The organism is Sphaerospermopsis sp. LEGE 08334 (genome assembly GCF_015207205.1).
Lineage (GTDB): Bacteria > Cyanobacteriota > Cyanobacteriia > Cyanobacteriales > Nostocaceae > Sphaerospermopsis.
Genome location: NZ_JADEXH010000047.1, coordinates 22257 through 43799, shown reverse-complemented (window position 1 = coordinate 43799; position 21543 = coordinate 22257). Strand labels below are relative to the sequence as shown.

At 37.2% G+C, this 21543-nt stretch carries 26 protein-coding genes and 1 tRNA gene; 9 read left to right on the top strand and 18 right to left on the bottom strand.

The genetic code is table 11. From position 1 onward, the window contains the following. Nucleotides 1-242: 242 nt before the first annotated feature. The 3 genes from IQ237_RS21670 to IQ237_RS21660 are packed head-to-tail and all read right to left on the bottom strand — an operon-like array spanning nucleotide 243 to nucleotide 1703. Nucleotides 243-431 carry an element excision factor XisI family protein gene (locus tag IQ237_RS21670; protein ID WP_194058946.1) on the bottom strand — a complete coding sequence of 63 codons (189 nt, stop codon included), beginning with the start codon at nucleotides 429-431 and terminating at the stop codon, nucleotides 243-245. 31 nt (nucleotides 432-462) lie between these two features. Continuing rightward, nucleotides 463-1248, bottom strand: coding sequence for a DUF1828 domain-containing protein (locus IQ237_RS21665; RefSeq protein ID WP_194058944.1), 786 nt, complete (start codon nucleotides 1246-1248; stop codon nucleotides 463-465). Further along, nucleotides 1248-1703, bottom strand: a complete 456-nt coding sequence (locus tag IQ237_RS21660; protein ID WP_194058942.1) for a DUF6978 family protein — start codon at nucleotides 1701-1703, stop codon at nucleotides 1248-1250. The genes IQ237_RS21665 and IQ237_RS21660 overlap by 1 nt, the downstream gene beginning before the upstream one ends. A gap of 157 nt (nucleotides 1704-1860) precedes the next feature. Here IQ237_RS21660 and IQ237_RS26445 point away from each other — a divergent pair, with 157 nt between their 5' ends. From IQ237_RS26445 to IQ237_RS21640, 3 genes are all read left to right on the top strand, one after another. After that, a complete protein-coding gene (locus tag IQ237_RS26445) occupies nucleotides 1861-2844 on the top strand; it encodes a pentapeptide repeat-containing protein (RefSeq protein ID WP_228020571.1) in 984 nt (327 codons plus the stop codon). A gap of 219 nt (nucleotides 2845-3063) precedes the next feature. Next, nucleotides 3064-4116, top strand: coding sequence for a cobalamin biosynthesis protein CobW (cobW, locus tag IQ237_RS21645; protein WP_194058940.1), 1053 nt, complete (start codon nucleotides 3064-3066; stop codon nucleotides 4114-4116). Nucleotides 4117-4191: 75 nt separating this feature from the next. Next, nucleotides 4192-4662, top strand: a complete 471-nt coding sequence (locus IQ237_RS21640) for an ABA4-like family protein (protein ID WP_194058938.1) — start codon at nucleotides 4192-4194, stop codon at nucleotides 4660-4662. Between the two features lie 129 nt (nucleotides 4663-4791). Here the strand turns inward: IQ237_RS21640 and IQ237_RS21635 are convergent, their stop codons facing one another. From IQ237_RS21635 to moaC, 4 genes are all read right to left on the bottom strand, one after another. After that, nucleotides 4792-5010 carry an acetyltransferase gene (locus IQ237_RS21635; protein ID WP_096570654.1) on the bottom strand — a complete coding sequence of 73 codons (219 nt, stop codon included), beginning with the start codon at nucleotides 5008-5010 and terminating at the stop codon, nucleotides 4792-4794. 139 nt (nucleotides 5011-5149) lie between these two features. After that, nucleotides 5150-5458 (bottom strand): DUF3181 family protein, encoded by a 309-nt coding sequence (locus IQ237_RS21630; RefSeq protein ID WP_194058936.1) that lies wholly within the window; start codon nucleotides 5456-5458, stop codon nucleotides 5150-5152. Between the two features lie 129 nt (nucleotides 5459-5587). Continuing rightward, on the bottom strand, nucleotides 5588-5845 hold the full coding sequence (locus IQ237_RS21625) for a hypothetical protein (protein ID WP_096570648.1): 258 nt from the start codon (nucleotides 5843-5845) through the stop codon (nucleotides 5588-5590). Nucleotides 5846-6020: 175 nt separating this feature from the next. After that, nucleotides 6021-6542 carry a cyclic pyranopterin monophosphate synthase MoaC gene (gene moaC / locus IQ237_RS21620; protein ID WP_194058934.1) on the bottom strand — a complete coding sequence of 174 codons (522 nt, stop codon included), beginning with the start codon at nucleotides 6540-6542 and terminating at the stop codon, nucleotides 6021-6023. Between the two features lie 37 nt (nucleotides 6543-6579). On the opposite strand from moaC, the gene IQ237_RS21615 reads away from it, so the two are divergent. After that, a tRNA-Arg gene (locus IQ237_RS21615) sits at nucleotides 6580-6653 on the top strand. Between the two features lie 247 nt (nucleotides 6654-6900). Here the strand turns inward: IQ237_RS21615 and IQ237_RS21610 are convergent. The 5 genes from IQ237_RS21610 to IQ237_RS21590 form a co-directional block, all read right to left on the bottom strand. Continuing rightward, nucleotides 6901-8133, bottom strand: a complete 1233-nt coding sequence (locus IQ237_RS21610) for an MFS transporter (RefSeq protein WP_194058932.1) — start codon at nucleotides 8131-8133, stop codon at nucleotides 6901-6903. Between the two features lie 47 nt (nucleotides 8134-8180). Beyond that, nucleotides 8181-9149, bottom strand: coding sequence for a glycosyltransferase family 2 protein (locus tag IQ237_RS21605; protein WP_194058952.1), 969 nt, complete (start codon nucleotides 9147-9149; stop codon nucleotides 8181-8183). Between the two features lie 203 nt (nucleotides 9150-9352). Further along, nucleotides 9353-10066, bottom strand: coding sequence for a C40 family peptidase (locus IQ237_RS21600; protein ID WP_194058930.1), 714 nt, complete (start codon nucleotides 10064-10066; stop codon nucleotides 9353-9355). A gap of 507 nt (nucleotides 10067-10573) precedes the next feature. Then, nucleotides 10574-10750, bottom strand: a complete 177-nt coding sequence (locus tag IQ237_RS21595; RefSeq protein ID WP_375539916.1) for a type II toxin-antitoxin system HicB family antitoxin — start codon at nucleotides 10748-10750, stop codon at nucleotides 10574-10576. Next, nucleotides 10747-11028, bottom strand: coding sequence for a hypothetical protein (locus tag IQ237_RS21590; protein ID WP_228020570.1), 282 nt, complete (start codon nucleotides 11026-11028; stop codon nucleotides 10747-10749). Before IQ237_RS21590 ends, IQ237_RS21595 begins: the two co-directional genes overlap by 4 nt. A gap of 209 nt (nucleotides 11029-11237) precedes the next feature. On the opposite strand from IQ237_RS21590, the gene IQ237_RS21585 reads away from it, so the two are divergent. Further along, on the top strand, nucleotides 11238-12176 hold the full coding sequence (locus tag IQ237_RS21585; protein ID WP_194058928.1) for a serine hydrolase: 939 nt from the start codon (nucleotides 11238-11240) through the stop codon (nucleotides 12174-12176). A 98-nt stretch (nucleotides 12177-12274) separates the two neighbouring features. Here IQ237_RS21585 and IQ237_RS21580 read toward each other — a convergent pair whose 3' ends face one another. From IQ237_RS21580 to IQ237_RS21570, 3 genes are all read right to left on the bottom strand, one after another. After that, the gene (locus tag IQ237_RS21580; protein ID WP_194058926.1) at nucleotides 12275-12886 is read right to left on the bottom strand and encodes a Uma2 family endonuclease; all 612 of its coding nucleotides are present in this window, start codon (nucleotides 12884-12886) and stop codon (nucleotides 12275-12277) included. A 61-nt stretch (nucleotides 12887-12947) separates the two neighbouring features. Then, nucleotides 12948-13901, bottom strand: a complete 954-nt coding sequence (dmeF, locus tag IQ237_RS21575) for a CDF family Co(II)/Ni(II) efflux transporter DmeF (RefSeq protein ID WP_194058924.1) — start codon at nucleotides 13899-13901, stop codon at nucleotides 12948-12950. Between the two features lie 164 nt (nucleotides 13902-14065). Continuing rightward, entirely contained in the window at nucleotides 14066-17275 is a 3210-nt protein-coding gene (locus IQ237_RS21570; protein ID WP_194058916.1) for a glycoside hydrolase family 15 protein, read from the bottom strand. 417 nt (nucleotides 17276-17692) lie between these two features. Here IQ237_RS21570 and IQ237_RS26755 point away from each other — a divergent pair, with 417 nt between their 5' ends. The 3 genes from IQ237_RS26755 to IQ237_RS21560 all read left to right on the top strand — a co-directional run bounded on the left by IQ237_RS26755 (nucleotide 17693) and on the right by IQ237_RS21560 (nucleotide 18791). Further along, complete coding sequence (locus IQ237_RS26755) at nucleotides 17693-17827, top strand: hypothetical protein (RefSeq protein ID WP_255512697.1); 135 nt, start codon at nucleotides 17693-17695, stop codon at nucleotides 17825-17827. 323 nt (nucleotides 17828-18150) lie between these two features. Beyond that, the gene (locus IQ237_RS21565) at nucleotides 18151-18426 is read left to right on the top strand and encodes a ribbon-helix-helix domain-containing protein (protein ID WP_096570629.1); all 276 of its coding nucleotides are present in this window, start codon (nucleotides 18151-18153) and stop codon (nucleotides 18424-18426) included. Further along, a complete protein-coding gene (locus IQ237_RS21560) occupies nucleotides 18423-18791 on the top strand; it encodes a type II toxin-antitoxin system PemK/MazF family toxin (RefSeq protein WP_187039041.1) in 369 nt (122 codons plus the stop codon). The genes IQ237_RS21565 and IQ237_RS21560 overlap by 4 nt, the downstream gene beginning before the upstream one ends. Before the next feature lie 186 nt (nucleotides 18792-18977). Here the strand turns inward: IQ237_RS21560 and IQ237_RS21555 are convergent, their stop codons facing one another. Together IQ237_RS21555 and petN are read right to left on the bottom strand one after the other, a co-directional pair. Beyond that, on the bottom strand, nucleotides 18978-19139 hold the full coding sequence (locus IQ237_RS21555; RefSeq protein WP_096570625.1) for a hypothetical protein: 162 nt from the start codon (nucleotides 19137-19139) through the stop codon (nucleotides 18978-18980). Between the two features lie 7 nt (nucleotides 19140-19146). Beyond that, nucleotides 19147-19233, bottom strand: a complete 87-nt coding sequence (petN, locus tag IQ237_RS21550; RefSeq protein ID WP_013189847.1) for a cytochrome b6-f complex subunit PetN — start codon at nucleotides 19231-19233, stop codon at nucleotides 19147-19149. Between the two features lie 101 nt (nucleotides 19234-19334). Here petN and IQ237_RS21545 point away from each other — a divergent pair, with 101 nt between their 5' ends. Then, the gene (locus IQ237_RS21545) at nucleotides 19335-19847 is read left to right on the top strand and encodes a hypothetical protein (RefSeq protein WP_194058950.1); all 513 of its coding nucleotides are present in this window, start codon (nucleotides 19335-19337) and stop codon (nucleotides 19845-19847) included. 49 nt (nucleotides 19848-19896) lie between these two features. On the opposite strand, the gene IQ237_RS21540 is transcribed toward IQ237_RS21545, so the two are convergent. After that, nucleotides 19897-21141, bottom strand: a complete 1245-nt coding sequence (locus tag IQ237_RS21540) for a glycosyltransferase (protein WP_194058915.1) — start codon at nucleotides 21139-21141, stop codon at nucleotides 19897-19899. Nucleotides 21142-21543 lie beyond the last annotated feature (402 nt).

Below are 21543 nucleotides of genomic sequence, written 5' to 3'. Positions count from 1 at the left end.
TCTATTATTCCTGCTACTATCCCTAAATGGTCTATGTTCTGAATTTCTATTTCTTGAGGTTTTAATTTCACAACAGTTTCCTCTACTATTCTGTTGTTATCCATTATTTCTTATTTGGTTATCAATTCATTTTTTTCGTTTGTTTTTGTTACCAAGCTTCACTTTCTCACACCATCTCCCTTTTAATGCTACTCATTCTCATTAACCCTCTTAATCTTTGAATTATCTTTAGTTAATATGTACTACTTTAATGGCTTTTTTACCTTGTGACAGTTGAGGGTGCGGAATGTGGGATCTAACACTAAATAACGTCCATGTTCATCATCAAATAAAACTTGGAAATTATAACCATCAGGTATAGAAGCGCGATATTCGGCGGTTTCTGTTAATATGCTTTTGATGATTTCTTGATATTTTAATTTGGTATCCATTGTACTATCTCCTTCTATCCCTCTTTTGGGTTTAGGTTTGAGGAAGTGATGGGGTATTGTTTGTAAGGAGCATTTCTTGAAATTCAGCTTTGCGCGACCAGTATGCTACATTAGACACTTGTTCTAGAAGAGTAATATTTTCAAGTTTCCAAATTATGGTATCGTCAAATAATGAAATAAATTTGTACTTTCTTTCTTGAAGGTAGCTAAGGTCTGACCAAACAGTAAAAACATTATCAGCCCTACTATTACCTGTTGTCACACTTGCTGTACTTAGTACATCAATTAATGATGTTTGTTGGCGATATTTGGTGCAAAAATCTACTTTTCGAGAACGCCCAGAACGTCCTTCAAATTTCTTATTTTGTTCAAAAGGTATTTGTTTCTCTATTAAAAATTCTGCTACTTCTTCTATAATTGACTCAAAAGCTCTAGTTCTAAATGTAAACCAAATATCAGAAACTCTAAATGCTGCTTGCGATAAAGTTGTGACAGCAGAAGCTAAGTTTTCATTTTCTTGTATTCTAATTATTAACATTCCTTTATATCTTTCAACACCATGAGTTAATAGTGTATCTTGAATTAGCGTTTCTTGCTTTTCTGACCTTTTCTCAGATATAGTTTGCATCCGTAGCCAGCGTAAAGTTTCACCTAAATCTGTCAAGATATATTGTCCCTCTTTTTCCTTCAGATATATATCAATAACGTCACCATCAGGATAAAGTAATGGGGTACGTATACGGATATAGTCGTTGACCGTTGAACAGGTAAACAACTCTCCAATCGTTCTGGCAATTTCTTGGCAAGGGGTTAACATTAGAGGAATAAATCTAACTGTAATGGCGGTGGATCTTGCATAATTCCATTATGCCTTATTCTCGACTCTAGACAAAACTGTTGCCATACTCTAACTGGATCGGTGACAGGAGCAGTTATATCTTCTGGAACATAAGCTTCTTTATCTCGATACGGCTCTCTCCAGCGATGCTTGTGTTTTTCTCCTACTAGGGTTCCATCAGGATTTTTATGATCTTGTCCTAAATCCAAAGCATATATTCTACCAGCAGCCCTATGGATAAGTGCGTAGGTCAGTTTTTCTGTTAGCGGGTTATAACTACCTTTGACAAAAATGGGATAACCAGGATTTGAGGTAAGCTCAACACTAAATTCTACGGTAGGAGAATGGTCTTCATCCTCACTCCATAAAATATTACAATCAATTTGTTTTGTAGTATCATTTATCAATTCCTCAAATTCTGCTTGAGTTAACATCAGTAGCCAAAAAACACAACATAAATTATTGTTTCATAGAAAACATTTGAAAAATCTGGTTAATGCTAAATGCGATCGCTATTTTGATTACATTCTCAGCTTAATGAAATTAGGTTACAATCCGAATATTGGCAATTTTAGGTATAAAAACTAGATTATGGCAAATCCAGAGCATTTAGCAAAATTGAAGCAAGGGGTAGAAGTTTGGAATAAGTGGAGAGATAAAAATCCAGGTAGTATAACAATAACACCTAACTTGAGTTATGCTGACCTGCGTGGGGATGACCTGGGTGGGGCTAACCTGAGTGAGGCTGACCTGAGTGGGGCTAACCTGAGTGGGGCTAACCTGAGTGGGGCTAACCTGAATTGGGCTGACCTGAGTGAGGCTAACCTGAGTGAGGCTAATTTAGCAATATCCCAAGTAATTGGTACAAATTTTCATAATGCAACTTTAACAGGTTCTTGTATAGAAGATTGGCAAACTAATAGTCAAACAAATTTGGATGAAGTAATTTGTGAATATGTATATCTTGATTATAAATATGTGTATTTCGGCGATAATGTGGATGATGTGGAGAAAAAAGAAAGACGACCTATCAATGGTAATTTTGCACCTGGAGAATTTGCCAGTTTATATAAAAAGATTATAGAAAATACAGATTTAATTATCAGCAAAACTCTTGAAAAAGATAATAATATCAATAACCAAGATTTCATTTTAAGCAAAACTTCCCAAAATGATAATATCAATAATCAAGGAGTTCAATTTTATTCAAACTCAACAATTCACACTTGGGAAAACCTACGCTTTCGCTCAAAAACAGAAATCAAAATTGCTGAAGCATTAGACAAAACTGGCGTTTTATTTGTACCCAACTCCTTAGCAAGACTCACCACACCCAAAGGTAGAGAAAATAAAGAAGCTGATTTTCTCATTTGTTATAACGGTAAATGGGGAGTTTTAGAAGTTGATGGACCATTTCACACCGCAGAACGCAGAGTTGAGGAACAAGAAAGAGAACGCATTTTCAAGAAAAATGGTATCAAGGTTGTAGAAAGATTTGATGCAGAAAGATGTTATAACAATCCTGATGAAGTAGTCCAGGAATTTTTCAAAATGATAGAAATTGGATATTCTTAAAATAATCTGACCTCACCCCAACCCCTCTCCGACGCGGAGAGGGGCTTTTAAACTAATAATTAAGTAAGTAATATTATTGGTATTTAAGCCTCCCCAATATTAAATTTTATTCCTTTTCCCTCTCCTCTTAGGAGAGGGTTAGGGAGAGGTGCGGGGAGAGGTTTGGAGAGGGGTTATACAATATATGGTAAAATCAAATAACAAAACAACACACCAAACATGGCCACAAAAATCCCCGTCACAGTCATCACCGGCTTTTTAGGAAGCGGTAAAACCAGCCTCATCCGTCACCTACTGCAAAACAACCAAGGACGACGCATAGCAGTATTAGTTAACGAATTTGGCGAACTTGGAATAGATGGAGAATTATTAAAATCCTGCCAAATTTGCCCCGAAGATGAAGTACAAGAAAATCCAGAAAATACTAATATATTTGAACTCACAAACGGCTGTTTATGCTGCACAGTGCAAGAGGAATTTTACCCCACAATGCGGGAATTAATTAAACGCCGTGATAGTATTGATTGTATAGTAATTGAAACCTCTGGTTTAGCATTACCAAAACCCTTAGTTAAAGCCTTTCGTTGGCAAGAAATCCGCAATGCTGCTACAGTAGATGCAGTGATTACAGTTGTAGATTGCGCTGCGGTTGCTGCGGGAACATTTGCAAGTGATTTAGAAGCGATCGCCGCACAAAGACAAGAAGATGATAGTCTAGAACATGAAACACCATTACAAGAATTATTTGAAGATCAACTTGCTTGTGCAGATTTAGTGATTTTGAATAAAACCGATTTAGTTGATGATCAGCAAAAATCAGAAGTTGTAGAAATAGTCAAAAACGAATTACCCAGAGAAGTGAAAATAGTCTCTAGTGATTATGGTAAACTTGACCCATCAATATTATTAGGATTTGAATCCGCAGTTGAAGATAATTTAGATGATCGTCCTAGTCATCACGACACAGAAGAAGACCATGATCATGATGATGAAATAAATTCAACTCATGTAATTTTAGATCGTACCTTTGATCCAGAAAAACTGCAAGAAACCTTAAAGAAACTTGCAGAACAAAAAGAAATTTACCGAATCAAAGGATTTGTTGCAGTTGCGAATAAACCCATGCGGTTGGTTATGCAAGGTGTAGGGACAAGATTTGAAAAATTTTATGACCGACCTTGGAAACCAGAAGAAACAAAACAAACCCGTTTAGTTTTTATCGGTCGTGATTTACAATCTTCAGAAATAGAATCTGAATTAGTAGCATTGTAATATATTATGAATCGGTAAGGGTTTAACATTGCTAAACCCCTACTGTCACCTGTCACCTGTCACCTGTCACCTAATATGAATATCACCGATTTATTCAACATTGCCAATTTGTTTGTTTTACCCTTTTGGGCTTTAATGATTTTATTACCTAACTGGAAAGTCACCCGCAAGGTAATGGAATCTTATCTTCCTTTTGTGGTTTTAGCTGCTGCTTATGTGTATTTATTTGTCAGCAGTATTACCCCAGAAAATGCTGCTGCTTTATCAAATCCTCAGTTAGCAGATATCGCCAAATTTTTTGCAGATGAAAAAGCTGCTGCTACAGGTTGGATTCATTTTCTGGTGATGGATTTATTTGTCGGAAGATGGATATATTGGGAAGGTCAAAAAACCGGAGTTTGGACAATTCATTCTTTAGCTTTGTGTTTATTTGCGGGTCCAATGGGTGTACTTTCTCATATTTTCACAGCTTGGATTTTTAAAGCATTTTCCAAAACTTCTGAAGGTGAAGGTGTGACAGTAGAAGAAAAAGCTGCTGTTAATTAAATTGTCAGCATTCAGTAGTCAGTAGTCAGCAAAAAAGAAGAAAACTATTCATTAAAACTGGTGTAGTTAATCTCAGTCTCTCTCTAGAAAAAAGCTGATTACTGATTACTGATAGCTGAATGCTTACAATTATGCAGCGTGCGCTGTTTGGTAATTAGCATCTAACCAACAACGTGGTAATTTTTCCCCTGATGGAAAAACCAAATCTTCCTTTTGATAGGTGTCTGTTTCCTGTTCTTCTTGTCCTTCTTGATCTTTAGCGTGTACAATTTCACTATTAGGATCAATTAATTCTTGAAAATCAACAATTTTGACTAAATCCCGACTATTTTTGATTTGTAAAAACATATCAAAAATCCTCCTTTAATTATGTGATTCAATACTCAAGGATGTGTGAATTTTCAACTGAGAATAACGTCGATTAACAGGTAAATCAAGTCAATTTTATTCCTGACTCCTGACTCCTAACTCCTAACTCCTGAATAACTTAAATTTCCCGTTGATATTTTTCTAGTATGTCAACCAAGCTTACTTGACATTGTAGAGGCAATAAATCAATCAAAGGTAGTTCTTTTCTCCCACCACCAATTTTTACAGGGATGGATGCTAATAATTCTAAAACTCTGTCTTCATTGACATTTTTATCAACAATTAAAGGATATAATTTTTCAGCAACGACGGTATGAAGTTTGGCATCAGATAGGTAAAGATGCCATTTAGCAATGTCTATATAGACATTTTCGCCTATTTCTGCTGCTAGGGCTTCTAGTATTTCTGTGGTAGGAGTTGTAGCCATAAAATAACCTCATTACAAAACAAGGACGCGGATTTTTAGTTTATTTCAGCTTATTTCATATTATGGCGCAATTAGCTAGACTGTATCTACTACCATCGGTGACAACGCCCCAGCATTAGCAGTCAGTCTTCAGGTTGATGAGGGTGGAGTTTCTGAGTAATTAGCGATCGCACTAATATAAATGAAATGCAGCAATATTACCCCTACCCAACCTAGAGTTAATGGTGTCAACCATTCCCAGGATGTAGATTTCAAGATGTGGAAAAACCACAACCCAGAATTAACAGTAGCAGCAACAGCTACATGAAAAGCAAAATTCATCCGATCATCTAACTTACGGAACTCTGGATCTTTACGATCTGGTTTGCGTGGCCAACGAGGAGGCATAAATAATTAATATGTGTGAATTTGTGAATTTGTTACAGATGTTAACACATTCTCGTTATTATTGGTGACTGGTGACTGGATAATCTATTTTATTTTTCCCAATTAGCAATTACCAATTACCAATTAGCAATTACCAATTAGCAATTACTAAATTACCCAATCAAAAATCTCAAATCTAAAATTGCTGATAATCTCCAGATTTCCCACCTGTCTTACTGACTAAACTAATGGCTTCAATTTGAATCGACTTTTCCAGAGCTTTAGCCATATCATATAAGGTAAGAGCAGCAACAGAAACCGCTGTTAAAGCTTCCATTTCTACACCTGTTTCCGCCTTGGTTTTGACTGTGGCATAAATTTGATAACCGGGTAGTTGTCCATCTGGTTTGATATCAACAGTAATCTTTTGCAAAGGTAAGGGATGACAAAGGGGAATTAAATTAGCTGTTTGTTTAGCGGCCATAATACCCGCTAACCTAGCAGTTGCCAAAACATCCCCTTTAGGAGCATTCCCCGCTTCAATAGCTGCTAACGTTTCTGGGAGCATTCGCACTTTAGCAGTAGCCACAGCTTCCCGCACAGTGGCGACTTTCCCAGACACATCAACCATTTGCGCCTCTCCCTGGGGGGTGAGATGAGAAAGTTGAGAAATATTTTGAGAAATATGGGAAGAATTTGAAAAAACCTCTTGCGTCATTTGGGAAGTGTGTGTTACTATAAGATTCGTTGGTTAAGGGCGTGTAGCTCAGTGGACTAGAGCACGTGGCTACGGACCACGGTGTCGGGGGTTCGAATCCCTCCTCGCCCGTTAAATAACAATAATCGCACAAACTCGGTAGTTGGGTTTGTGCAATTTTTTTAGGTGACTAGTGATTGGTGACTGGGGAATAGGTTTCAATAATGGACAATTAACAATGAACAATTGACAATTACTTCTTCGTTACAGGAAGAGGATTTCACAAGCGGAATTTTGGGCTTTTTCCCCCTGAAAGAGGAGGTTTTAAACCTTGAATGAAACAATTATCAATTGTCAATTGTCAATTATCAATTGATAACTACACCTTGCTTTTTAAAGCATAGGCATCTTCACCACGGCCAAGGGCAAAGCGGAAAGATTTGGTAACACTTTTACTCGACTGTGTAATAAAAATCAGTACAGCCACTAAAGTTAAGCTCATAGCAAAACCAAACATACTGCGATAGCCCATTTGTTGGGCTATAGAACCGACAACTGGACCGGCTATAGCTAGTCCTACATCAAATCCCATTAAAGACACGCCAAAAATTCGCCCTCTTTCATGGGGTAAGGCTCTATCTGTCATCATTGCAGAAATCATGGGAATAGCAGTTCCAGAAGCCGCACCTTCAACAACTGCACCTATTAAAAATGTTAAGGCGCTGTTTGCTTGCCAAATAAATAACAGTGCCATAGTAAAAGAAATCAAACTGAAAGTGACAAATAAACCACGTCCGTATTTGTCAGAAGCCCGCCCTGCAAATAATCTGACACTAAAACTGGATATGGCAGCGGCGGTAAAAAACAACCCCGCATTTAAATCTACTCCTGTTGATTTCATGTACAAGGCAATAAAGGTATGTATCGTCCCTAACGATAAACCAATCAGTAACAAAACTATAGCAGGTACACGGACACGGGGACTGGTGATTAATTGCCAAAATTTATCTTCTGTAAAGTCTTTAGGTTTTTCAATCACAGGTGGATTAACAACGGGTAAAAGACAGAGTAAGCCTAAACAACCTAAAGTGGTAGATGCGATAAATAAAGGTGTGTAGCCTACTGTGGCTTGTAAATATCCCCCTAAAGCTGGACCTAGTGCCACACCGATGGGATTAACTAAACTCATATAACCAATGATTTCGCCCCGACGGTGTTCTGGTGCTAAATCTCCCACTAAGGCAGTGTAAGCAGTAGCAAATGCAGCAATACTGATACCATGAAAGGCACGAATTACCATTAAGGATGGTAGTGACTTCGCCAATAAATAACCTAAAGGTGCGATCGCTGCTACTGCCAACCCAATCAGTAACACAATTTTTCTGCCTTTACGGTCGGCTAAAATCCCCACTTGGGGACGAAATACTAACATCCCGATGGCAAAGCAGCCCATAACAATGCCAATTTGTTGTTTTGTTGCCCCTAGAGATTCTATATATAAAGGTAATGTTGGCAACAAGGAAGCTAAAGCTGACCAGAATAATAAACCTGCTGCAAATAATATTAGTAGGTTGCGCCGTAACTTAGCGTCAATAGTCTCAAAGTCTTTCACGGCAGATGCAATGTAATATTTAGTAATTTTGTATTTCCATTGTTACGTTACTTAACATTTTTTGCCACTACTTCCCGCACTCGATATATTGGCCTTCCTTGAGATTCGTGGTAAGTACGCATTAATAATTCTGCTAACAAACCGAAGCAAAATAACTGAATACCAGTTAGCAGCAATAACACAGCTAAAATTAATAAAGGACGATTACCAATATCTGCACCAAAAGCCAGTTTCAGGAAAGTTAAATAAATTCCTAGTCCGCCACCTGTAACCATTGACAACAAGCCAAACAACCCAAAGACGTGCATGGGACGGGTGAGGAACTTTTTCATAAATAGAATTGTTAATAAATCCATCAATACCCGAAAAGTCCGAGAAATGCCATATTTACTTTTACCGAAGCGTCGTGCATGATGACGCACAGGCATTTCGGTGATTCTTGCCCCTTCGATATAAGCTAAAGCTGGCAAGAAGCGGTGTAGTTCTCCGTAAAGGTTCATATCTGCAACTAATTCTGCACGATAGGCTTTGAGAGAACAACCATAGTCGTGAATATAGACGCTAGTGGTACGACGAATTAACCAATTAGCAATTTTTGAAGGAAGTAACCGATTTATTGCCCCATCTTGGCGATTTTTGCGCCAACCACTGACCAAATCGTAACCTTCATCTAATTTTGCCAATAACATGGGGATATCAGCCGGATCATTTTGTAAATCAGCATCTAGGGTAACAATTGCTTTACCTGTAGCATAATTAAAACCCGCAGACATGGCCGCAGTTTGTCCGTAGTTGCGGCGTAAAATCACCGCTTTTAAATCAGTGCGGAGTTGTGCCTGTTCTTTGAGAAATTCCGGTGAACCATCAGTAGAACCATCATCTACACAGATAATTTCATAACTTAACTCACTGGCTGTCAGAGTGGTAGAAATGGCTTCTAGTAATAAAGGTAGACTTTCTACTTCATCTTTAATCGGTACAACTACGGATACATCTGGTAATTGGTAATTGGTCATTGCTGATAGGCGATCGCTGATGGTTGATTTTACCAAAAATTTGGCTTGATGTTGTTCGTGGTATAGATCCCCTAATTCTTTAAGAAGTCGGGGATCTAGAAAACAATTACCTGTACCTGGAAGTGAGAGGATTGGAAATAGGAAATTTTTTCTGTTTTTTTCTCCTGCAAATGAGAGAATTTAAACCTTTAATAAAATAATTATCAATTATCAATTATCAATTGACCAACATAGCTTTTCACAACTCTACCAGCACCCCGTAATTGTTTATAGTATGACTGACTAACTTTATCACCTTGTTCCGAAAGTTGATCAATACCTATACCGTTGCGTCCTTGTTCTTTTCCTGAACTGTGAATATAATAACCATCACCTAAATATAAACCTACATGAGTTGCTTTTTGCGGAGTTCCAAAAAAGATTAAATCCCCTGGTTCGATATCATGAATATTAATTGGTTGGGTAAAAGCTTCTTGTTGATAAGCATCTCTTGGCAAACACACACCCACAGATACAAAAGCAGCTTGCATTAAACCAGAACAATCATAATTTGGTCCTACTGTTCCACCCCACAAATAATAATTAGTTTGCTGCATTGCTTGTTGGGTAAATTCAATTACCTTTGGTAGTAGTTTTTTAATTTCCGATTCAGTAAAAAATGCAGGTTCGTAGGATGTAGTAGCAGGTTGTAATAAGGACAAATCATTAACAGCAACCCATCCCGGATAATCATCTTCACATAAACAAACTTGAATTGCTGTATCTTGATGATTTGATGTAATGCGTAAATTGCGACCAGTAGCAGCTTGAGTTGCTAAACGGACACATTCAGGAGCATCATATAAATTGAGGTCAGCTAGACATTGATATTCGTTGGTTGGGGAATGGGGGATTAGTAAATTTAAATTTAAAGACATATTTTTGTCAGAATCAGGGTGTCCAGGATTTAAGGATTTACAGGATTATATAGTTAATTTTTGTCAGAATCAGGATTTCCAGGATTTAAGGATTTTCAGGATTATATCATGTTTGGTTAAAAAAAGAGTCTCCTATTTGTAGATTAGAGTAATTCAATCAAACCAAAATTACGATAATTTCAGCGAATTTATCGTAAGCATCCCAATTTTGAAGAAATAAACGCAGTCACATCAAAAACCCTCTGAAACTCTCTTTCCTTTGTGTACTTTGCGTCCTTTGCGGTTCAATCCAATTAAGCTGGGGATAATTTTATATTGTTAGTAAAAATAAACTTACACATTGGGGATGCTGCCATATGATAAAACTTGGTCATAATTTGTTTGAGATTATTTTACGCAGTTTTCCATTCTGTTTATAGTTTCAACTTCATCTGCATTCATTCTGCGGATACGAGTCATGTTACTAAAACCTCTCGCATGACTGATCCTGGTTTTAATGTAATTGTGTCAGGTTCTAGATAAAGTGCGATTGCCTATGGCACTGGCGAAGCCAATCGCTTCACGAATATTTTCTAAAGCTTCTGCTTCTGTTTCACCTGCGGAAACACAACCAGGTAATTCTGGACACCAAACCGCCCAATCTCCGGTTTCAGGATCGGTTTCTAAAATAACACGCCATTTCATATTTTTACTTCCTGGGGATATTTAATCATAAAACAAATAGCGACTCCCTGCTGAATATCAAATACATTTTTATCTGGTAAACCATCGGGAGTGACTTCTTTTCTCTTACTATTACCATGTAAATCCATTATATATATTTCATCAAAATTTTTTGCTAAACTTTGTCGCATTCCTCGAAATGTGGGATTATCTAAATAACCATGATATACCTTGCTGCTGCTGGTGCTTGACTTTCTTCTAAGGTTGTCAGTACCATCCCAAAAATTAACAATTGACAATTGACAATTATCTTTCTCTCCAAGTGAGAGGATTGAGAAATGGGAGCTTTTTTATTTTTATCCTTGAAAGGAGAGGTTTTAACCCTTGAATAAATAAGCAGTTGTCAATCATCAATTGTCAATCATCAATTGATAAAGATTATTATACAATTAATGTTATAATAAATATAGAAATTAACATTTTGATATTTTCAAGGAATTATTCGCAAATGGTTTTATTCAATCAAAACGAACAAATAGAAAATCTCGGTGATGAAATCTTAGAAGCTACTTTTTCTAATTTTCCTAATTTAAACCGGGATCAAATTGCTTTAACTTGGGTTGTTTATGATCCTCCTATCCCTGTAAATACTGGTGGTGCTTTGACTCCTGATGCTTTTTGGGGTCATGGTGTCAGAGGTTTTAATTATCGTGGTGGAGAACGCATTTATCCTGCAAGTGTTGTCAAATTATTCTATTTAGTTGCTGTTCATGAATGGTTAGAAAAAGGCATGACTAACACTTCTAAGGAATTAGAACGGGCGTTAAGTGATATGATTATTGAATCTAGCAATGATGCTACCAGTTTAATAGTTGATATTCTCAGCGGTACTACCTCTGGACCAGAATTACCTATAGGACCTTTTGAAACTTGGAAATATCAACGCAATATTGTTAACCGTTATTATCAATCCTTGGGTTGGGAAGAAATGACAAATATTAATGTTTGTCAAAAAACTTGGGGTGATGGTCCTTTTGGTAGGGAAAGGGCGTTTTATGGGGAAATGTTTGAAAATAGAAATATGTTAACAACTAATGCCACTGCCAGGTTATTACATAGTATTGTGGGTGGGGTTGCGGTTTCCAGTGGGCGATCGCAACAAATGATGTCTTTACTCAAACGCAGTCTTAACCCTGATGACTTACCCCAAGATGTGGAAGAAGACCAAGTTACAGGCTTTTTAGGCGGTGGTTTACCCCAAAATAGTCAAATCTGGTCAAAAGCCGGTTGGACAAGTTCTGTCCGCCATGATGCGGCTTATATTGAATTACCAGAACAGCGTCCTTATTTGTTAGTAGTATTTACAGAAGGGAAAGCACAAGCTAAAAGTCGGGAAATTTTACCTTTTGTTTCAGGAAAAATTGCCGAAGCTGTGAGCAATTTATAAACATGAAATACATGGTGCGTTAAACGTTCTTAACGCACTCTACTATATGAGTGATATTATCAGATGTTGTGTGTGGAAATATCGCTCTTAAATTTAATTTAAAATTTAATCCGCCGATAAATTTCTTTCATGGGAAGTTCTATATTTAAACTGTGCAGAAAAACTGACTGATCAATATGATCATAAGCTTTCAATTGCCAAAGATAGTTATTTTCTTCTTCCTGTTTATAATACTGCTCAATATAAGCTTCAGCTTGACTAACTAGCATATATTCACAAAAACTAGGAAGAGAACGATATTTTCTGAATTTATTCCCTCTATCATAACCTTCTGTTGAAGGTGACAGAACTTCCATAATTAGTAAAGGATTGAGAATTTCATCCGTGCGATTATTATTAAATTCTGGTTCACCATTAATCACCAGTACATCTGCATAAGTTCCATGATTAAAATTAGGAATCCAAACCCGCAAATCACTACCATAAAAACGAAAATCAGTATCCCTGAGTAAAAATCCCAAATAAATTAAAATATTACTAGCGATCGCACTATGAATTTCTGAACCTCCAGTCATAACAATAATCTCCCCATCGCTGTATTCGTGGCGTTCTTCGGCGGTTTCCTCCATCTCTCTATACTCATCTGGAGTAAAGTGAGTTTTTGTGATCTCTGGGGTAATAATCGGCGGGTTGGTATTAGCAATAACCATCATCTCACCTCCTGAATAATTAGAACTGAAACCATTATAACTTACAGCAATAATCAGCATTTTAGTCCCTGTGTATATCTACACAAGGTTCTCCTTGACAATGATTAACTTCCACAGAAACATGACCAAGAGACGGAATATCTTTGAGGAGATTTTTATAATATTCCGGTGTTTGCGGATAATGGGTAACTAAAGAAATTGTAGCAGCTAAATGATGCTGACCCACATACCAAATATGCAAATCTGTAACCTTATTATCAGCATTTTCTTCTATAGTATTCACAATAGCTAACTTGATTTGTTTATCACCTGAACCATCTAATAAAATTAAACCCGTATCACGTACCAAACCATAAGACCATTTAGCAATTACCGCAGCACCAACAAACCCCATTGCTGCATCCATCCACACCCAACCCAAAAATTTACCAGCAAATAAAGCAATAATCGCAAAAACAGAAGTTAGTGCATCTGCCAAAACATGAATATAAGCTGCACGCAAGTTATGATCTTGATGTTCATGATGTTCATGATGATGATCATCTGCATGATCATGGTGATGATGATCTTGCAATAAAAAAGCACTGGCTATATTCACAACCAAACCAATAATAGCCACTCCAATTGCTTCATTAAAGTGAATATTTTGCGGTTCAAAAAACCGCCCCAGTGATTCCATTCCCATCAAAAAAGCGATCACCGCCAACGCTACAGCACTAGCGAAACCACCCAAGACGCTAACTTTTCCTGTACCAAAAGTATACTTGGGATTATTGGCATTATTTCGCGCATATTGATAAGCAAAAATCGTAATTCCAAAAGCTGCAACATGGGTGGCCATGTGCCAACCATCAGCAAGCAAAGCCATCGAACCAAAAAACGTTCCTGCGGCAATTTCCGCAACCATTGTTAATGCCGTGAATAGCATCACAATTTTAGTATTTTTTTCTGCCTGATTTTGATCTACAGAAAAATCGTGAGAATGCTGCCATTGTTCAAGGGTATGAATATGCACGGATTTTTTACACTCCTTTTAACTCGTGACTGGGGACTGGGGACTGGGGATACAATGAAAGGATTTTGGATTTTGGATTGTTTCTGTCAACTCCAATCTAAAATCTAAAATCTAAAATCTAAAATTATTCTGACTCCTGACTCCTGAATTCTTCTATTTCGAGTTTAAAAATCCCTCGCAAATTCTGTCAAGAACTTCAAGGCTTTCAAAATATAACTCGCGCAATCTCTGGGTGAAGTGTTGTAAAATTGAGGCCATGCTAAACCTTTATCTTCATCATAGCGATCGCCCCGTTCAGGATTTTTTTCTAACCATGCTAACCGCACTGCGTGACCAATTAACACATCTAACACGATATAATCTTGAATTTGTAAATTAGGGTTATTTGCAGCTATAGCTCCTAACTCCATCAACGCTTCCACATTTACTTGGCGATATTCTGGCGCTTCAATTTTATTGAGTAAATGTTCAATTCTCAAAGCAAAATTTCTTTCACCCGCAGTCATTTCCGAAATCATCACCTCACTTTCTAAACGATTCCGTCTTTCTAATTTATCGCCAATCACCAAACCTTTACAATGGTGCATTAACAACCAAACTTGTTTAAAAAAGTCCTTGGGAACTCGATTTATTGCCCCTTCCGCTTGACGAAATCTCCGCCAATTTTCTGGAGTCACGGCAATTTCTTCTTCACTAATTACAGGTTGCACTACCCAAGCAATATCACTTTCTTTTTGCTTAATATGCAGTGATTCTTGTTGACGTAATAAACCACTCACCCCACTATAACTTGTTAAAACTTTTTCCAAACGCATTTTCACTTCATAAGGTGAAAGCTGCATCAGGTGATCATAAGCTTCGTCTTGGGTAACACCTAATTCTTGAGCTAATTCGCTAGTAATTAACAGAATTAAATAACCAACCCTCAGTGTTAAAAGTCCTTTAAATAATTCTGGTTCTGTTTTGATTAACACACCTAAATAAATGAGAATTTCTTGAGTTAAAACCCTGTCTCTGATATCTTCCCGACAGAAATTATTAATTTTCTCGGCAATTTCATGATGTGATTTTGGTACAATTATTAACGAAGCTTCACTATAAGCCCTACCTACAGCAATTTGTTTACCTCTTACCAAAATACTTGTCACCGCATCCGATAAACCAATATCCACCATTTGCCGTAAACCAGCAGCACGACGCACCACCGCCCACAAACCTAAATAACCTGCTTTAGTGTAAACTTCATCCAATAAATCACCCACTGTCACACTATAACCATCTTCACCATAACCAGTATCAAAATCCAAACCCTTTAACCGATTTAAAGTTTGCAGTAATTCAATTTGTTCATAGATATTTTCTGAGGAACGTAAATAACTTAGTAACAAATGTAAGTTAGTTTCACATTCCATTTGAAATTCTTGAGTATGTCCCAAGCGCCAATTTTTCTCAGGCTGAGAAACCAAGTAATAACAACGTAATCTCGCATTTTTAACTGGAGGACAGAATAATTCTATATCTGTAATAAAATCAATTCTTTGAATTGCCGCAGTCAACATTAATTGATTTAATTTTCCTAATTTTACCTGCACACCACCGCAAACACCATTTTTCAGTTCTTGCATTAATGCTAATAATGCCTCTGAACCTGTTTCTAGCATCGTGCGAGTAATCATCAATGTCAAAATAGGACGACCTAAATCACTCCAATATTTTTGGATATAAGCCAATTCTCCCCGAATTTGATCCAGCAGAAAATGATAATCTAGCGTTAAATAAAACTGCTGTGCATCTAAGAAAGCAGGTAAAAATACAACAGTTTGATTTTGAATTTTAAATATTCTGGAAGTTGTCAAACTCCGCAACCTTCGCACCGGACGACCTGTTAAACCTAATTGATCATTGCGCCCAATTTGCGTATAAATTTCTGATAATTCCCCAGCTTGTCTCACTTGAATGGGTTCTACTTGGTTGGGTGTTTGACTTTCAATGCCATATACTTCTAATTGTGCTTGCACTTCTTCATTTTCTGCCAATAAAGCAATTTGTATCATTGCTTCCCGTTTTTTACCCACGCACAAATGTCTACCCAAGGGATCAATATCACCTACTGCGATTAAACCCTCACTCAACATTTGCCCCAGAAAATACAAACTTTGCGCCCAAACTAAGGGGATATTTTCATTAGGTAATCTTGTTTGTGAATGGGGATTTAATTTTTCCGCTTCAATCTTTTCCTCTGGCACATAATACAATTCTGGTAATAACTGGAAACCATCTCTTTCTACCAGTAATGCTGCTAACAATTCTTGGTATTTTTGCACTTGTTCCTGGTCTTGACGAAAAATACCATCAAGCACTAAATAAGTGAAAAATAGCGGCCATTCACATTCAATATCCTCAAATTGTTTCAGTTCCCAAGGTTCATAATGTAACCGATGAGTATCTTCTAAAATTGTTTGATGTCCATCTCTGAGGAAGCGTTTACAGCCATATTTACCAGCTAATTTATTAATAATTTCCTTATATGTGCGTTCCCTCAATTGTGCATCTTCAACAGCAAAAGCAGGATAACTAATAATACTCAATAATGCAGCATCAACTTCTTTAGATGCAGACTCTCTTGGTAATAAAGATTCTAAAGTAATTCTTGCTCTAGAAATTTCATCTGGTAAAACATGAATTACTGATGCTTGACTACCATGCACACCAAATAAATTCAGTCCATTGATAGCTTCTAGTGCAGCTTTTGCCATTCCCAGAGAACTAGCATTTAATTCTGCCTTACCATGATTAATTTTATTACCTCGCTCCCAAATCCCATAATCTGGTGTGCGGTAAGCTCTACCAATGTAATAAACTAAATTTTGGACAAAGTTAACTTCATCCAAGGTAAAAATAATTGATAAACCTGCTGCTGTCATTTCTGCTAACATTAGCAAATATATAGATGTGGCATCTAGTTGTAAATGTCCCCATTCATCATCACCAACCACAATATCACCAGTAGCAGTGTTATATTTAGCGTGCAGTCCATCTAATAAAGATTGGGTATGTTTAAATTTTTCAACTTTATGCGCCTGTCGCATCATAGCGAAAAGCAAACCACGCATTAATTTAACAACACTATATTCAAGTTCGTAAGTACGTCCTTGATCATTATCTATTTTTCGGTATGCCAGTGCTAAACCCCAAACTGCCAAAATGCTATAAACATTGTCTCGCACCCACGCATCAGTATAATCACCATGAGCGGTAATTGCGGTACTCGCAGGTAACAAACCCGTGATAGGATTTTGACGAGCGAGAATAATGGTTTTGATTTGTTGGTAGTAGTAATCTAAGCGAGTTGGCAATTCTGTGGGTGTTTTCATAGTTTGTCAGTAAAGTTATAAATCAATTATACTCTGTAACTGTGACGTAAACTTATCTTCTCAAGCAATAAATTAACTGGGAAATCATGAGGAAATTACAGATAATAACCAGTTGTTGTTTATATATGATTTATATATGATTTATATATTATTGTATGGGTAACTAAATTGTGCTTTTAGTAAGTATATCTAATAATTTCCAATGACAAAATTATTTGCCACATTGTTCAAATCTTCATGATATTTCCAGCTATTTTTCTGAAATTTAAGCTTTTCTTTGTTTTTATAAAGAAAAGAGAAAAAAACACTCAATCAAGGCAATCAAAACCACAAACAACTTCAAAAACATATTTCTATTATATACATCAACTGCCTTGAAGACCAGAAAAATTTGTAACAGACAAGAGAGGATATGTTATGTGTTTACGTTACAATGAAAACCACTCTCCTTTGCTCAAATTAGTTTACTCCCAAGTAAAAGTTAATGGCAAAACTGAATTAGTACCCTTAGAACTATATGCTTATGGTTCGCTTAAACGCGGTAAGTCTTGAGTCAAAATCAAACAAGAGTATTCCAGTACCGATGATCGTATATTGCCCCAAGGTTATTTTTCCCAAGTGAATTAATTAATTTATGGATATAGAGTCTGTTTTTTCCAAGTGCTAACCCCCCTGACATTTTCCGTTTGGGGGGTTTAAATTTGTTTGGGGGTGTAGGGGAGAATAATAACCCACCAATTACCAATTACCAATTACCAATTACCAATTACCAATCACCAATCACCAATTACCAATGACAAATTTACAGTTCCTAATGGATGCTGAAAACGATATCATATAAGGCATCACTTCAGACATCACAGACTGAACGCGCCATGAAAGTAGAAACTATTCGCACGACGTTAACGATCCCGAAAGAATTGTTAGAAGCGACTGATAAAGCTGTGTTAGAGGGGAAAGCCAAAAGTAGGAATGAGTTTGTGGTGCAAGCTTTGAAGCGGGAACTAGCAGCACAAAGACGAGCCGAAATAGATGCCGCTTTAGCGGAAATGACGAGAGATCCAGATTATCAAGCGGAAGTTTTAAGAATGGAGGCGGAATTTGCTACGGCTCAATGGGAGGCGTTGCAGCTAGGGGAATCTCCACGATGAGAAGGGGTGAAGTGTACGATGCGCGTCTAGAAATGACTGAAGGTTCAGAACAAGGAGGAACTCGCCCTGTAATTATTGTCAGTCGTGACGTAATTAATTTATCTAGCCCAGTTGTTTTGGCAGTACCTTGCACGACTTATCAAACCGGCAAGCGGGTTTACCCCACTCAAGTCTTAATTTTAGCACCAGATGGCGGACTCAGAAAAGACTCGATCGCAATGGCAGATCAGGTGCGGGTATTATCTAAAACGCGCTTTTTGCGATTACGAGGTGTACTTTCTGACGCAGTAATGGCACATCTAGCACAGGCTTTATTAATCGCTTTGGATCTACCAGGGGAAGTAGATATAGCAGGTGACAGGTGACAGCAAGAAGGGAATAGGGAAGAAGATTTTAGATTTTAGATTGGAATTGACAAAAACAATCCAAAATCCAAAATCCAAAATCCAAAATAAAAAAGTCCAGTCTCCTGTTGTCATAAAATATGTGGAGACACGAATTTAATCATGTCCCCACATAAAGCTTCGTATGTGTTTGTATGGGCTGTAAAATCAGCGCCGTTTGGCAGTGCTGCGTTTAAGTTCACGGGTTTCGTCTTCTCGACGACGGCGATCGCGCCAATCTGCCAAGGTTAAATAAACTACACCACCTGTAACTCCTACTAGCAGCACTAGGGCAACTATAGCCAAAATACTCAGTAATGGACTTTCCACGATGCCTCTAGAGTCCGTTGCGTCCCCAGACTACCATAGAAATCGACCAAGTGAACACAACCAGAAGTGATACCCAACCTAGTGTCAAAATCATAGTTCTACTTTTCAAATAATTGCAAAAGGTTTCTAATGTTTATCATACCGGGAAAAGGCGGTAGATTGTTCATTGGTGTTTACAGAAGGCTGGCCAGGTTTATGGAACTCATGCAAGAAAGGTTAGAATCTGTCAAAGCAGGTGTCATTGGTAGTTTATCCGTTGGTTCTGCTTTCTTAGTCACGACAGTTGTTAATGGGTTGTTGCTAAAGCAGTATTTTCCTATACTGAATATTAATCAAGGTTCGTCAATTGATTTACAAATAATTAATTTACAAATTTCACAAATATCACAAATAATTAATTCACAAATTAATTTACAATTTATACTTAGTGCTGTAATTGCAGGTTTTTCCGGTTTTCTATTTGGTGTCACCTATCGCTATATCATCAGAGTAGATAAAAATAGTCACCTCAAATCTGGTGCGGTATTTGCTTTTGGTTTAGTACGCGGATTAACTCAAATAGAATTTGGTTGGAGTTTTAATAATGCAATTTTGCCTTTTTTAATTTTAGCCGCAGAGAGTATTTTCTGGTTTGCCTTAGCAGTTACTTTTCTCGATCTTGCTATTTCTCTAACTTGGTTAAAACCATTTATAGGAAATAGGGAATAGTTAAAGAATTTCTTCCCAATCACCAATCAACAATCACCAATCAAATTAATTATTTTACATCTGTCACCCGCCAACTTAATTTGAGGTTAACCCAGAAATTCCAAATTGTTGCTACTGCGATCGCAATCAAGTTAGCAATATACTGATTACGAATCAAGAAATTATAAACAATATTCAAAACCAAAACATTAATTACCAATCCTGCTAAACAAACCACATTAAATTTGAAAAACCTCTTAATGCGTTGTTTCCATCCTTTTTGCTGCATGGAAACATCTGCAAATGTCCAAGCATCATTCCACAAAAAATTATTGAAAATGGCAACTTCGCCGGCAATAATTTTACTGCGAGTTAAAGGTAAAGCCAAAGTAGAAGCATCACTGAGTAAATAAAGCACTGCCATATCTACAAACACCCCACTCAAACCCACTAAACCAAAGCGGATAAATTTGCCAATGGGGAAATCTATTCTGCGACTAATTTTACCTAACCTGCCAGTAGATACCCGTAAACGAATTAAATGTTGAATATACTCTATATACTGCTTCCACGTTACTTTACTTTCTCCTTCCGTGCGTTCGCGGAAGACATAACCAACTTCAGCAATTTCTCTAACGTTACCTCTACCAATCACCTCTAAAAGAATTTTATACCCCACCGGATTCATAGTAGCACCAGCGATCGCACTCCGACGCACCATAAAATAACCACTCATCGGATCAGTAACTCTGCCTAAAACACCTGGTAAAATAATCAATCCTAAAACCTGCGCCCCACGGGATAAAAACCGCCGCACCACACTCCAACTACTGACACCACCACCGTCTACATGACGACTAGCTAAAGCTAAATCTGCACCTGCTTCTATTTTATGCAACAGTTGTAACAATACTTCTGGAGGGTGTTGTAAATCACCATCAATCACACCCAAAACGCGACCTGTAGCAGCTTGCCAACCTCGAATTACCGCCGAAGAAAGTCCTCGTTCCTCTTGTCTTCGCATCACCCGTAATTGCGGATAATCAGGTATCAAAGATTGCGCTACTTGCCAAGTCAAATCCGGGCTATCATCATCAACTACAATTAATTCATAATTATTAGGTATCGCTGCATCTAGTAAACCAGTGAGGATATTAACAATATTCTCGATATTATCACGCTCTTTGTAAGTAGGAATTACCAGAGATAGGAGAATATCATTGTTTCTAGCTACAACATCACTAGGTGGAGATTCTGTAATCTGTAATGAACCAGTGGGAACGTTTAATAGGGCATTAGAGGCATCGAAGTCCATAAATTAAAATTTCAAATATTTTATTCTAAAAAATTAATTATGTTATTTATTTTATTGGCAAAAACTATAGGAATCCGGGTTGATATCTGAAATTATTTATTTAGGTAGACAAAAGGTACTCATGCACAATAAAATAGAGGTTTGGAGGATGTTTAAAAAGTCTAACTTGGGTGATGAGAAATTACATCTACACTGCCAAAGTTGCCTATACAGGTTTGAAACCCCAATTTTTCCTTAGTCCACTTTCCTTAGTCCACTGGTGAATTTTGTTTGTGTGGTAGCGATTTACAGCAGATTTCGTTTTTATGAGGTACAAATCATAATAATAAAACTCTTGTGGGGTGGGCATATTTCGACATAGTTCGACTGCGCTCACTAACCGATCAGTACAAGTCTTGCCCG

What these genes read in the sequence shown, in the direction of transcription:
- IQ237_RS21595 (WP_375539916.1), bottom strand. Translation starts at nt 10,750, where the DNA reads ATGAAATGGCGTGTTATTTTAGAAACCGATCCTGAAACCGGAGATTGG.
- IQ237_RS26445 (WP_228020571.1), top strand. Translation starts at nt 1,861, where the DNA reads ATGGCAAATCCAGAGCATTTAGCAAAATTGAAGCAAGGGGTAGAAGTT.
- IQ237_RS21565 (WP_096570629.1), top strand. Translation starts at nt 18,151, where the DNA reads ATGAAAGTAGAAACTATTCGCACGACGTTAACGATCCCGAAAGAATTG.
- IQ237_RS21640 (WP_194058938.1), top strand. Translation starts at nt 4,192, where the DNA reads ATGAATATCACCGATTTATTCAACATTGCCAATTTGTTTGTTTTACCC.
- petN (WP_013189847.1), bottom strand. Translation starts at nt 19,233, where the DNA reads ATGATTTTGACACTAGGTTGGGTATCACTTCTGGTTGTGTTCACTTGG.
- IQ237_RS21570 (WP_194058916.1), bottom strand. Translation starts at nt 17,275, where the DNA reads ATGAAAACACCCACAGAATTGCCAACTCGCTTAGATTACTACTACCAA.
- IQ237_RS21630 (WP_194058936.1), bottom strand. Translation starts at nt 5,458, where the DNA reads ATGGCTACAACTCCTACCACAGAAATACTAGAAGCCCTAGCAGCAGAA.
- IQ237_RS21545 (WP_194058950.1), top strand. Translation starts at nt 19,335, where the DNA reads ATGGAACTCATGCAAGAAAGGTTAGAATCTGTCAAAGCAGGTGTCATT.
- IQ237_RS21635 (WP_096570654.1), bottom strand. Translation starts at nt 5,010, where the DNA reads ATGTTTTTACAAATCAAAAATAGTCGGGATTTAGTCAAAATTGTTGAT.
- IQ237_RS21660 (WP_194058942.1), bottom strand. Translation starts at nt 1,703, where the DNA reads ATGTTAACTCAAGCAGAATTTGAGGAATTGATAAATGATACTACAAAA.
- IQ237_RS21560 (WP_187039041.1), top strand. Translation starts at nt 18,423, where the DNA reads ATGAGAAGGGGTGAAGTGTACGATGCGCGTCTAGAAATGACTGAAGGT.
- IQ237_RS21670 (WP_194058946.1), bottom strand. Translation starts at nt 431, where the DNA reads ATGGATACCAAATTAAAATATCAAGAAATCATCAAAAGCATATTAACA.
- moaC (WP_194058934.1), bottom strand. Translation starts at nt 6,542, where the DNA reads ATGACGCAAGAGGTTTTTTCAAATTCTTCCCATATTTCTCAAAATATT.
- IQ237_RS21605 (WP_194058952.1), bottom strand. Translation starts at nt 9,149, where the DNA reads ATGACCAATTACCAATTACCAGATGTATCCGTAGTTGTACCGATTAAA.
- IQ237_RS21625 (WP_096570648.1), bottom strand. Translation starts at nt 5,845, where the DNA reads ATGCCTCCTCGTTGGCCACGCAAACCAGATCGTAAAGATCCAGAGTTC.
- IQ237_RS21580 (WP_194058926.1), bottom strand. Translation starts at nt 12,886, where the DNA reads ATGGTTATTGCTAATACCAACCCGCCGATTATTACCCCAGAGATCACA.
- cobW (WP_194058940.1), top strand. Translation starts at nt 3,064, where the DNA reads ATGGCCACAAAAATCCCCGTCACAGTCATCACCGGCTTTTTAGGAAGC.
- IQ237_RS26755 (WP_255512697.1), top strand. Translation starts at nt 17,693, where the DNA reads ATGTGTTTACGTTACAATGAAAACCACTCTCCTTTGCTCAAATTAGTT.
- IQ237_RS21540 (WP_194058915.1), bottom strand. Translation starts at nt 21,141, where the DNA reads ATGGACTTCGATGCCTCTAATGCCCTATTAAACGTTCCCACTGGTTCA.
- IQ237_RS21600 (WP_194058930.1), bottom strand. Translation starts at nt 10,066, where the DNA reads ATGTCTTTAAATTTAAATTTACTAATCCCCCATTCCCCAACCAACGAA.
- IQ237_RS21585 (WP_194058928.1), top strand. Translation starts at nt 11,238, where the DNA reads ATGGTTTTATTCAATCAAAACGAACAAATAGAAAATCTCGGTGATGAA.
- IQ237_RS21665 (WP_194058944.1), bottom strand. Translation starts at nt 1,248, where the DNA reads ATGTTAACCCCTTGCCAAGAAATTGCCAGAACGATTGGAGAGTTGTTT.